Annotated in this window: 7 protein-coding genes and 1 pseudogene; 5 read left to right on the top strand and 3 right to left on the bottom strand. The window is 53.6% G+C overall.

Annotation, left to right across the window (positions count from 1 at the left end; translation table 11 throughout):
- The first annotated feature begins 26 nt into the window (after nucleotides 1-26).
- Entirely contained in the window at nucleotides 27-2,684 is a 2,658-nt protein-coding gene (locus tag GJJ30_RS19690) for an ABC transporter permease (RefSeq protein WP_229313261.1), read from the top strand.
- Nucleotides 2,685-2,801: 117 nt separating this feature from the next.
- Nucleotides 2,802-2,981: pseudogene (locus tag GJJ30_RS19685) on the top strand (T9SS type A sorting domain-containing protein); the annotation flags it as partial.
- 66 nt (nucleotides 2,982-3,047) lie between these two features.
- On the opposite strand, the gene GJJ30_RS19680 reads toward GJJ30_RS19685, so the two are convergent.
- Complete coding sequence (locus tag GJJ30_RS19680; protein ID WP_154177059.1) at nucleotides 3,048-5,558, bottom strand: ABC transporter permease; 2,511 nt, start codon at nucleotides 5,556-5,558, stop codon at nucleotides 3,048-3,050.
- 65 nt (nucleotides 5,559-5,623) lie between these two features.
- Complete coding sequence (locus tag GJJ30_RS19675; RefSeq protein ID WP_154176881.1) at nucleotides 5,624-6,322, bottom strand: ABC transporter ATP-binding protein; 699 nt, start codon at nucleotides 6,320-6,322, stop codon at nucleotides 5,624-5,626.
- 166 nt (nucleotides 6,323-6,488) lie between these two features.
- On the opposite strand from GJJ30_RS19675, the gene GJJ30_RS19670 reads away from it, so the two are divergent.
- The 3 genes from GJJ30_RS19670 (at nucleotide 6,489) to GJJ30_RS19660 (ending at nucleotide 10,200) form a co-directional block, all read left to right on the top strand.
- Nucleotides 6,489-7,214, top strand: a complete 726-nt coding sequence (locus GJJ30_RS19670; protein WP_229313259.1) for an arylesterase — start codon at nucleotides 6,489-6,491, stop codon at nucleotides 7,212-7,214.
- Nucleotides 7,215-7,491: 277 nt separating this feature from the next.
- Nucleotides 7,492-8,766, top strand: a complete 1,275-nt coding sequence (locus GJJ30_RS19665) for a dicarboxylate/amino acid:cation symporter (RefSeq protein WP_154176880.1) — start codon at nucleotides 7,492-7,494, stop codon at nucleotides 8,764-8,766.
- Between the two features lie 198 nt (nucleotides 8,767-8,964).
- Nucleotides 8,965-10,200, top strand: coding sequence for a serine hydrolase domain-containing protein (locus GJJ30_RS19660; protein WP_229313257.1), 1,236 nt, complete (start codon nucleotides 8,965-8,967; stop codon nucleotides 10,198-10,200).
- Here the strand turns inward: GJJ30_RS19660 and nadB are convergent.
- Nucleotides 10,197-11,786: an L-aspartate oxidase gene (gene nadB, locus GJJ30_RS19655; RefSeq protein ID WP_154176879.1), complete on the bottom strand. Its 1,590-nt coding sequence runs from the start codon at nucleotides 11,784-11,786 to the stop codon at nucleotides 10,197-10,199. The two genes, GJJ30_RS19660 and nadB, sit on opposite strands and share 4 nt — an antisense overlap.
- Nucleotides 11,787-11,789 lie beyond the last annotated feature (3 nt).

Here is an 11,789-nt window from a genome sequence, read left to right as displayed (position 1 = left end):
GCCCTCTGCCCAACGCCCTTAACCCTATGCAAACAAACCCAAAGCCACCCCGCTGGGCGCAACGTCTTTTGACCTGGCTTCATCCGTCGGAAACGCTGGAAGAAGTTGAAGGTGATTTGGAAGAATTATACGTGTATTGGTATCGGAGATCCGGCAAAACGCAGGCGGTTTTGCGGTATCTGCTCAATGTTATATCGGTTTTACCACCGTTGGTGCGCCGACGTCGAAAAGGGGAATCTGATTTTCAACGTTCTAGTTTTCACCCTGATATGATCCGAAATTATTTTAAAATCGCCCTGCGGCACCTGGTCAAGAACAAAGTCTATTCGTTCATCAACATTGGCGGATTGGCGGTCGGGATGGCCTGCTGCCTGATGATTGCCCTGTACGTTTTCGATGAACTGAATTTCGATCGTTTCAATGCCAACTTCGACCATATTTACCGCTTGGTCGAAAAACAGAAGCAACCCGAAGGGGTTTTTGATGTGGCCGCAACGCCCGGGCCGCTGGCCGCAACGCTCACGAAGGATTTTCCGGAGGTGGAACGGGTGAGCCGCGTCGGGCGGTGGAGTGGCTTGCTGAGTCAGGGAAACCAGTCGGTGGAATCGAATCAAATGCTGGTGGTTGACCCCAGCTTTTTCGGACTGTTTAGTTACCAGTTACTTCTGGGAAACCCCAACACGGTTTTTCGCGCGCCCGACGAGGTCATTCTCAGCGAGGCTACGGCCGAGCGGTTTTTTGGAACAAACTGGCGGCAGAAAAACATTCTGGGTCAATCATTCAAACTCAATAACGAGCAGACGCTCATGCTGGTGGGCGTGGTGCAAAATCCGCCGGTTCAGTCGCACATGGAGTTTGAAATTCTGATGCCGTTCAAGTGGCTCGAACGCTACGACGAATGGAGTATGAAATGGAACAGCAACAGTTACCACACGTACGTGCAGTTAAAACCGGATGCCGCGGGTGCGCCGGTCGATCCCGCGACGTTTGCCGGGAAAGTCCGCAGCCAACTCAAACGCTACGATTCGGGTAACGAAACGCCCCTGTTATTACAACCGCTGTCGGAGATCTATCTCTATTCGAAATTTGCGTTCGAAACCGATTATGGCCGACGCAGCGACATCGCCTACATCCGCATTTTTGTCACCGTAGGACTGATTGTGTTGTTGATTGCGGTGATTAATTTCATCAATCTAGCCACGGCACGGGCGTCGCAACGGGCCAAAGAAGTGGGCGTTCGAAAAAGTATAGGAGCGAAACGGACGAGCCTGGTCGCCCAGTTTTTGGGCGAAGCGGCATTGATGACCGCAGTTTCGATGCTGTTGGCTGGCCTGCTGGCCGAGGCTTTGTTGCCGGTATTCAACGGGTTGGCCGGTAAAAACCTGCAAATTCCGTATCAGCTTCCGGCTTTCTGGCTAACGATGGTCAGTTTAACGGGGATTGTCAGCCTGTTGACGGGCCTCTATCCGGCTTTTTTCCTGTCTTCGTTCCGACCAATCAGTGTTCTGAAAACCGGGATTGCGGGCCACTTTTCCAACGTTCAGGCTGGCCGGGGTTTTCGGCAATCGCTGGTGGTAGGCCAATTTGTATTGTCGATTACGCTGGCAATCAGTACCGTCGTGATTTACCGGCAACTTTCCTTCATCCAACAGACCCGACTGGGATTTGATAAATCGCAGTTGCTGTATGTCCGACTCAAAGGCGAGATGCGGGGAAAGGCGCAGCAGTTCAAAACCGGCGTTGAGCAACTGCCGGGCGTCGTGCAGGCATCGGTTACGACGAGCAACCTGGTGAACATGAACAACAGCACCGTCATCGAATGGGAAGGGCAGCGGCCGAAAGATGAATTTTTGATTACGCAGATGAACGTCGATGCCGATTTTATAAAAACCGCCGGGATGTCGCTGGCGGCCGGTCGGAATTTCTCCGCCCGGATTACCTCCGATACGTTGTCCAAACTGGGAGCTTATATCATCAACGAAACAGCCGCCAAACGCATGGGCTGGACGCCCGCGAGCGCCCTGGGAAAACGGGTCAAATTCTGGGGGACGGACGGTCTGATCATCGGCGTTCTGAAAGATTTCCATTTTCGATCGCTGCACGTCGGCATTCAGCCATTCATCCTGCGATTTCGGCCAAAGGAATTCTATTTTAATCTGCTGGTGAAAACCAGACCCGGTTTGGTGGCGCATACGCTGTCGGAGATCGCGGAAGAGTATAAAAAAATGAAAACCGATTATCCGCTCAGCTACGGTTTTGTGGATCAGGACCTGGACGCACAGTACCAGTCCGAACAACGCATCGGCCGGATTATTCTCTGCTTTGCCATCCTGACGATCCTCGTTTCCAGTCTCGGTCTGTTTGGGCTAACCGCATTTACTGCCGAACAGCGCACGAAAGAAATAGGGATTCGCAAAGTGCTGGGCGCGTCCGTGGCTAGTATCGTCACGCTGCTTTCCCGGGATTTCCTGAAACTGGTGCTGATTGCGTTGGTCATCGCCAGCCCGCTTGCCTGGTACGCCATGAGCCGCTGGCTGGAAAACTTCGTGTACCGAACCGAGATTCAATGGTGGGTATTCGCTGTAGCCGGTTTGCTGGCCCTTGGCATTGCCCTCCTAACCGTCAGTTTCCAAACCATCAAAGCCGCCCTGATGAATCCGGTGAAGTCGTTACGAAGTGAGTAACAGGGGCAGAGAGGGCGGGGTTATTTACACTCTGCTCCCTGCTTTTTTACAAAAAAAGCACCAGTTGGCAAAGAATTAACAGTATTTGGTACAGGAAATCGATCTGCGAGCGGTCAGGCTCTGCACCTGCAACTAAGCGATTTGTACGGACGACTGATCAGCGAGCGTTCAGTCGAACAGGCGCAGTCCCTGGAGCGGCAAACGCTGCCTGTAACGGGGCATTCGGCGGGCTTGCTGCTGCTCCGGGTCAGTACCCCCACGCAGACCAGAACCGTCCGGATCGTCAAAGGAAATTAAAAGGGCAGAGGGGTAAGGGCATAGGGAAAAACCGGGCCCGGACACTCTGCCCCAAACCCTCTGCCCTCACCCCTCTGCCCGCAGCACTTCCAATGGCGGACGCACCAGCACTCCGCGGCTGTTGAACAGACCGATGAGGATGGTTAGGCCGGTGACGATGCCGACGACCGCCAGAAGCGGGATGAAATTGGGCGTAAAGGCCACTTCGAAGATGAAATAAGCCAGCGCCCAGGTTCCGAAGAGCGCGAGAACAATGCCCGAAAAAGCCGCCAGCAGACCCAGAAACAGGTATTCGATCAGCGTAATGAGCAGAATCTGGCGACGGTTGGCGCCAAGCGTTCGCAGCAACACACTCTCCTGAATGCGCTGGTATTTGCTGATAATGACCGAACTACTCAAGACCAGTAAACCGGTAATGATGCTGAACAAGGCCATAAACCGGATCACGAACGAAACTTTTTCCAACACTTCGTCGATCGTTTGCAGGATCAGGCCAAGGTCAATCGCCGAAACGTTGGGGAAATGCGTCACCAGATCGCGCTGGAACAGGGCGGATTGTTGCGTATCGCCGACGCGCGTCATCAGGACATGAAACTGCGGAGCCTGTTCCAGTGTGCCCGTGGGAAACACAATCAGGAAATTCGTCTGAACGCGGTTCCAGTCTACCTCGCGGGTTCCACCGACGATGGTCGGAATGAGCTGTCCCTGCACATTGAACGTCAGCTTATCGCCCAATTTCAGCTTCATCCGCTCCAGATACGGTTTTTCCAGGGAAACGTAGATGCTTTGACCGGTTCGGTAGGGTGGTTTTCCGGTGGCCAGTTTTTCTGAACTGATGAGCGAGTCGCGGTACGTGACGCGGTATTCGCGGGTCAGCGCCCAATCCGGAATTTTGGAACTGGTATCTTTCTGAATGGCTTCCACCGAGCGGCCGTTGATTTCGGTCAACCGCATGGTTACCATCGGCACGTTCTGCAAAACCGGCAGTTTGTGTTGCTTCACCAGCTCCTGCACCCCGGCCTTCTGCTCGTTCTGGATGTCGAACAACACCATATTGGCCTGATTGCCGCTGGCCGAAAGCTGTACCCGGCTCAACAAAAGCGTTTGGGTTAAGTATAAGGTTGCGATCAGAAACGCGCCCAGACCAATCGAAATGACCAGAATGAGCGTCTGATTATGAGGTCGATACAAATTCGCCAAACTCTGTCGCCAGATGTAACTCCACGAAACCGGGAAAAACCGGCGCACCAGAAACATCAGCAACTGGCCAATTCCGGTCAACACGCCAAAGGCAAACGCCAGACCCACCGTAAAACCGACCGCCGTTTTCCAGTCGCGGATCTGCCAGTACGCAAAACCGGTAATCGACAGAATAATCAGGCCGTAAACCGCCCACTGGAGCGGATCGCGCCCGGTCACATCGTCGTCGTAGGAACTGCGGAGTGTGCGCAGCGGAGCGATTTTACGAATGACCAGCAAAGGCAGCAACGCAAACAGAATAGCAATGACCAGACCCGCGCCGACGCCCTGCCCAACGGCTTTCCAGGAAATAACCGTGACGACTTCGACCGGCAGAAAACTGCCGAAAACCGCCGGAAGGATCAATTGGACCACCGAGCCCAAAACCGCACCGAGGAGTGCGCCCAGAAAGCCCATCAGCGAAGTCTGGATGAGGTAAATCAAAAACGCCTGCCGACCGCTCGCGCCCAGGCAACGCAAAACCGCCACCGACGAAACCTTCTCCTTGACGTACAGATGCACGGCGCTGGCAACCCCCACGCAGCCCAGCAACAGGGCGACAAACGCGACCAGATTCAGGAATTTCGTCAGATCGGCGAAAGCCCGGCCGGTTTGTTCCTTGCGTTCCGTAACCGTATCGGAATTGATGCCCAACTTGTCGAGACGGTCCGAAATGCTTTTGACGTATTTGTCGACGTCGGTGCCGGGTTCAAATTGGTAATAGGAGCGGTAGGTCGCCCGGCTGCCGCGCTGCAGCAAACCGGTTTCCGGAAGAAAAACATGCGGAATAAAAACCGTGGGTGCCACCGTGGTCGAAACCGCCGACTGGCCGGGAATTTTCATCACCCGGCCCGCGACGTAAAACATCAGCTTGCCGACTTTCACCGAATCACCCGGTTTGGCGTTCAACTGAATCAGCAGGGCGTCGTCGACCAGCGCGATCCGTTCCCGGTTTTGGCTCGCTTTCCGAAACCGCGAAACCGCATCGGCAGGCAGGGTTTCCCAGGCGCCGTAATACGGAAATTTACCCTGAAGTGCCTTCACCTGCGCCAGCCGGACGCCCTGCGAACGCGGAAAGAAAACCATCGATGGAAACGCTACTTCCCGGCTGCGCTCAGGGCTGATTTTCGCCAGAAAAGCTTCGGTTTGTTTACTGGCTTCTTTGCCCGACGACAGCACCAGGTCGGCGCCGATCAGTTCACGGGCCTGTTCATCGACGCTCCGGGAGAGGTTATCGCCGAAGGAATTGATAGCGACCAGGGCCGCAATGCCCAGCACAATGGCCGACATGAACAAAAACAGCCGTTGCCGACTCCGGCGGCTGTCGCGCCAGGCCATTTTCCACAGCCACGGATCAAGAATTGAAGTCCGGGGCGGTTTTATGTTGGGTAGTTCCCGATCCATTAGTTCGTTGCGATGCGGTTTTCGGTCAGGGTATCCGACACCAGATTGCCGCCTTTGATGCGGATGATGCGTTGCGTGCGGGACGCCAGTTCGAGGTCGTGCGTCACCAACACCAGGGTGGTTCCTGCTTCGCGGTTGAGTTCAAAAATCAGGTCAACGACCGTGGCGCTGGTATCGGCGTCGAGGTTGCCGGTGGGTTCGTCGGCAAACAGGATTTTGGGCCGGTTGGCAAACGCCCGCGCCAGCGAAACCCGCTGCTGTTCTCCCCCCGACAATTGCGTCGGATAATGGTGGCCGCGCTGGCCCAGACCAACGCGGTCCAGCAACTCCTGAGCGGTTTTTCCAACCCGTTTTTCGCCCCGTAGTTCCAATGGAACCATCACGTTTTCGAGGGCCGTCAGGGTCGGCAAAAGTTGAAAATTCTGAAAAATAAAGCCGACGTACTGGTTGCGGACTGCCGCCCGTTCGTCTTCGCTGAGGGTATCTAATTTAATGTTATTCAGGTAAATACTGCCCGAAGACGCCCGATCGAGCCCGGCACACAGGCCCAGCAGCGTGGTTTTGCCGCTTCCCGAGGGGCCAACAATGGAAAAAGTATCACCGGGTTGAATTTCAAAACTGACCGAGTTCAAAACGGTTAATGTTCGACCGCCACTCTGGTAGGTTTTTGTCAGGTTTTCGGCACGCAGAATGCTCATAAATGAATAGCTTAACGGAATGGTTACATAACCAATTCATCACCCTTTTATTCACCCCGCCGGGCGGAAAATTTGATAAAGGGCCGGAAATGGGGCTAAATGGATAAATTACCGTTATTTTTGTTTGAAAGAGGCCGGAACTTCATCCTGAAAATTGCGTTAACCAATGAATTTACTGAAAATAAAGACGAATTACAACGGCTGGATGGCCGGATTGCTGCTGACTTTATGCGTAGCCGGGTGTAATTCCAAAACCGAAACGAGTCAGACGCAGGACCAAAAACCGGCTGCTGCCGACAGCACGTCAAAACCGGTCGAAGAAAACCGCAAAAAAACCATTCTGTTCTTCGGCAACAGCCTGACAGCAGGCTACGGACTGGATCCGGCAGAAGCGTTTCCGGCGCTGGTCGGCGAAAAAGCGAAAACCGCCGGGTTTGATTATCAGGTTGTTAACGCCGGAGTAAGCGGTGAGACGACCGCTGGTGGCAAAAGCCGCATTAGCTGGGTGCTGAACAAACCCGTTGACGTGTTTGTGCTCGAATTGGGAGCCAACGACGGTTTGCGCGGTATTCCCCTCGACGATTCGAAGAAAAACCTCCAGGCGATTCTCGACACGGTTAAGTTGAAAAGTCCGCAGGCCCAGATCGTGATTGCGGGGATGCACATTCCGCCGAATCTCGGACCCGATTATTCGGGGCAGTTTTACCGGATTTTTATTGACTTGTCCCGGAAGAACAAGGCCGCGCTGATTCCGTTTCTGCTCGACGATGTGGCCGGTATTCCGAAACTGAACCAGGCCGACGGCATTCATCCCACTGCGGAGGGCCACAAGATCGTAGCCGAAAACGTCTGGAAAGTGCTGGAACCGGTGCTCCAGAAACAGCAGTTGTAAGGCGGTTTTCAAGTTTAAAGCGGATCGTTTAGAGTTGAGTAAAACCGGTTAAGTCATATATCAGCCCACAGTTTCAACCGTAGGATCGCGCAAGAAATCTGAATGAACAAAAACCGTTAAAACGGTTCGACAAGAATGATAATTTATCCCTTGCCCCACGGTTTAAACCGTGGGCTGATATTTTGGTATCGTTCTGATACTTAATTGATTGATATATTTTGTCGGTCAGTTAATTGTTGCCTATAAACTTTAAACGACAAACCCTTTCCTCTTTCGCATGCGTAAAATTCTAAACAACCTGACGTTCCGCGTATTGGTCGCGATTACGCTCGGGGTGCTGATCGGCCACTTTTTCCCGACAACGGCGGCCAAGCTCAAACCCCTCGGCGACTTGTTCATCAACCTGATCAAGATGGTGATTGCGCCCATTATTTTCCTCACCATTGTATTGGGAATCAGCAATATGGGCGATTTGAAAAAGGTTGGCCGCGTAGGAGGGAAGGCGCTGTTGTATTTCGAAATTGTAACCACGGTCGCGCTCGTGATCGGCATAATTATCGCCAACTGGGTAAAACCGGGTGCGGGAATTCAGGCGGCTTCACTGAAAGGCGGGGATGTTTCGGCGTATACGGCGCAGGGGAAGGACATGGATTGGGTCAAGTTTTTTCTGCATGTCGTGCCCGACAACGCCATCAAAGCCTTTGCCGAGGGCGAAATTCTTCAGGTGCTGGTTTTTTCCGTTCTCTTCGGCGTCGGCCTGACGCGTATGGGCGAGCGCGGTCATTCGCTGATTCACACCTTCGAAAAGCTGTCGCGGGTGTTTTTCAACATCCTGAACGTGGTCATGAAACTGGCTCCGCTGGGTGCGTTGGGCGGGATGGCTTACACCGTCGGTAAGTTTGGTCTGGCGACGCTTTTACCGCTGGCGAAATTGATGGGAACCGTCTACATGACCATGTTCCTGTTCATTTTTGTGGTTTTGAACCTGATTCTCCGGTATTACCGCGTTAGTTTGTGGAGCGTTTTGAAGTACATCAAGGAGGAACTGCTGATCGTTTTCGGAACCTCGTCGTCGGAGTCGGCCCTGCCGCAGGTGATGGACAAACTGGAAAATATGGGCTGCTCGCGCTCGGTGGTGGGGCTGGTTATTCCGGCGGGCTATTCGTTCAATCTGGACGGAACAACCATTTATCTGTCGATGGCCACGATTTTTCTGGCGCAGGTTTTCAGTGTGGATTTGACGCTGGGGCAGGAACTGACCATCATTGGCATTCTGATGCTGACGTCGAAAGGCGCTGCGGGCGTGACGGGGAGCGGTTTTATTGTGCTGGCATCGACGCTGACGGCGGTTCACGTCATCCCGGTCGAAGGGCTGGCGCTGCTGCTGGGTGTCGACCGGTTTATGTCGGAAGCCCGCTCGATCACCAACATCATCGGCAATACCGTGGCGACGATTTTTATCGCCAACAACGAGAATGAATTTGATCGGAATAAGATGCTGAAAGCCTTTGGCAAGCTGGAAAAAGAAGAGCTGAGGGATTACAAATACTGAAAAATGCCCCCAATCCCTGAAGGGGCCTCTACCATGCTAAAAGCCCCCTTCAGGGAGTTGGGGGCGGTCCGGGCAGGTAAAATCCTGACGCTTTGCTAAAATTCCCATTGCCGTCGTGGTAAAAAATGTATTTTTGTTACCAAACCATTCGGGTGGAATGGAAGTCGGGAAAGTGTCAGTGCATATCAACGTATTGGAATGAGAGTTTCGGGAATTTGGGCAGGAATTATTGCCGTCTTTATCATTGTCGGGTGCGATTCGAGTGAGGACAAAAAATTGAAGCGTTCGGCGAACGCCATGCACAATTGCGCGGAGGAGCAGAAGCTGAGTGCCGCCGAAGAGCGGGCCATCCGGCAGCAAATCGGTGCCGAGGCAAAAATTCAGCGGATCGAAGAAATTATTCGTGGAAAAGTCCGTGCCGGTTTTAACGGCAACGTGCTGATCGCGCAAAAGGGCGTGGTGCTCTACCGGAATTCGTTCGGACTGGCGCATTTCGAGCGTTCTTCCCGCGATTCGCTCAACGAAAATTCCAAGTTTCAACTGGCGTCGCTCTCCAAGACGTTCACCGCCGTGGCTACCCTCAAGCTGATCGATGCCAAAAAACTGAACCTGACCGATACGATTCAAAAATTCTTCCCGGATTTTCCGTATCACGGTATTTCGATCGAAAACCTGCTGTCGCACCGGAGCGGTTTGCCCAACTATGCGTACGCGTTTGAAGACAGCATGCGGACGAATTTTTACAAGTTTGAAAAACCGTATCCGACCAATACCGAAATCATGCACTGGTTTGCCAACGTGCATCCGACGCCCCAGCGCTACAACATTCCGGGCCGGACGTTCAGTTACAGCAACACCAATTACTGCGTGCTGGCGGCTATTATTGAGAAAATTACGGGCCTATCGTTCGACCAGTTTGCCAAGAAAAATATTTTTGAACCGCTCGGCATGCGCAATACCTGGGTCTCGACCACCCGCAATGATTCCATCAACCAATACCGCACAGCCGGTTATCAGTGGAACCGCCGGATTCCGAAGGATTACTACGATAACGTGGTGGGCGACAAGGGGATCTACTCGACGGTTGGCGATTTGTTCAAGTGGTATCGGGCCCTCAATGGCGACTGCCTGCTCCCGAAATCACTGCTGGCCCAGGCTTTTCTGCCTCGCAGTTTCGAACGCAAGGGCACGAAAAATTACGGATACGGTTTTCGGATGTACGTCAACAACCAGAACCAGCCGGAATACATTTACCACACCGGCTGGTGGAAAGGTTACAACAGCATTTTCTGGTTCAGCCCGAAAGACGATTTCGTGATTATCATGCTGGGAAACCGCTACAACAAATCGGTGTACCAGATCAAGGAACTGCTCGAAGTGCTGCACGGTCACCCGGCCGATGCCGAACCCGAAACCGGCGAAGTAGACGTCTAATTTTGCCTCTCCAGATCCACGTTGTAATGCAGCCCCCGGTTGTCGTGCCGGGCCATGGCGGCTTTGATCACTAAATACGCCACTTCAATCATGTTCCGCAGTTCGCAAATCCGGTTCGACACTTTCGACTGCCGGTAGAGTTCTTCGTGTTCCAGGTAAATGAGTTCCAGCCGGTCTACGGCCCGCTTCATCCGGCGGTTGGTACGCACAATTCCGACGTAGGTCGACATAATCGACTCCAGTTCGCGCTGCATTTCCGTCACCAGGACGAGCTCTTCGGGGTGTGTCGTTCCGGCGTCGTTCCATTCCGGCAGGTTTTCGGGAATGGCGGCTTCTTCAAAATGCTCAACGGTTTTCAGATACGCCCGGTGTCCGAAAACCACTGCTTCAAGTAACGAGTTGGAAGCCAGTCGGTTGGCGCCGTGCAAACCGGTGCAGGAACATTCACCGGCGGCATACAGGAAGTTGATATTCGTTTGCCCGTATTCGTTAACCTTGATGCCTCCGCAGAGATAATGCTGCGCCGGAACGACGGGAATAAAATCTTTCCGGATATCAATCCCCAGATTATCCAGGCAGTAGGCCGTAATGTTGGGGAAATGCTCGACAAATTTCTCGTAATCGCAGTGCGTCACGTCCAGGTAGACGTGCGGATCACCGGATTTCTTCATTTCGGAGTCGATGGCGCGGGCCACGATGTCGCGCGGAGCCAGCGACAGGCGTTCGTCGTACTGCTCCATGAAGGTCTCGCCCTTCATATTTTTCAGAATACCGCCAAAACCGCGTACGGCTTCTGAAATCAGGAAACTCGGTTTTTTGCCCGGTTCATACAGAGCCGTCGGATGGAACTGGATGAATTCCATGTCCTTGCAGATCGACTTGGCGCGGTAGGCCATCGCAATGCCGTCGCCGGTCGCAATGGTCGGATTGGTCGTGCTTTGGTAGACGTTGCCGATGCCGCCGGTGGCCAGCAGGGTGGTTTTTGCCAGAAACATCTCGACCCGCCCGGTTTGCGTATCCAGCACGTAAGCCCCGAAACAGCGGTTGTCGGTGTCATAACGGTGGACGGTTTCGCCAAGGTGGTGCCGCGTGATCAGATCGACGGCGTAGTAGTGCGTAAAAATCTGAATGGCAGGCAGCGACTGGGCTTTTTCGAGCAAGGCCCGTTCGATTTCGGCGCCGGTAATGTCCTTGAAATGCAGAATCCGGTGGTCGGAGTGGCCGCCTTCGCGGGCGAGGTCGTAGTCGCCGTCGGATTCCTTGTCAAACCGGGTGCCGTAGTCGATCAGTTCGCGAATCCGCTCCGGCGCTTCCCGCACCACAATCTCGACCACCTCGCGTTTGCTCAGGAAATCACCCGCAATCATGGTGTCCTCGATGTGTTTCTCGAACGAATCTTCCTCGGCCCAGACGGCGGCAATCCCGCCCTGCGCGTATTTGGTGTTGGTCTCATCGGCGCGGACTTTCGTGATCACGGCAATTCGGACGGGCCGACCGGTTTCTTCAAAATGAATCGCCAGTTTAGTAGCGTAACTCAGTCCGGCAATTCCGGAACCAATGACGAGGAAATCGAAGTGTTGGGGCATGGA

The sequence above is a fragment of the Larkinella terrae genome, assembly GCF_009668025.1.
GTDB classification, from domain to species: Bacteria; Bacteroidota; Bacteroidia; order Cytophagales; family Spirosomataceae; genus Larkinella; species Larkinella terrae.
The sequence above is the reverse complement of the archived record's forward strand: the minus strand, read 5'-3'. Positions and strand labels throughout refer to the sequence as shown.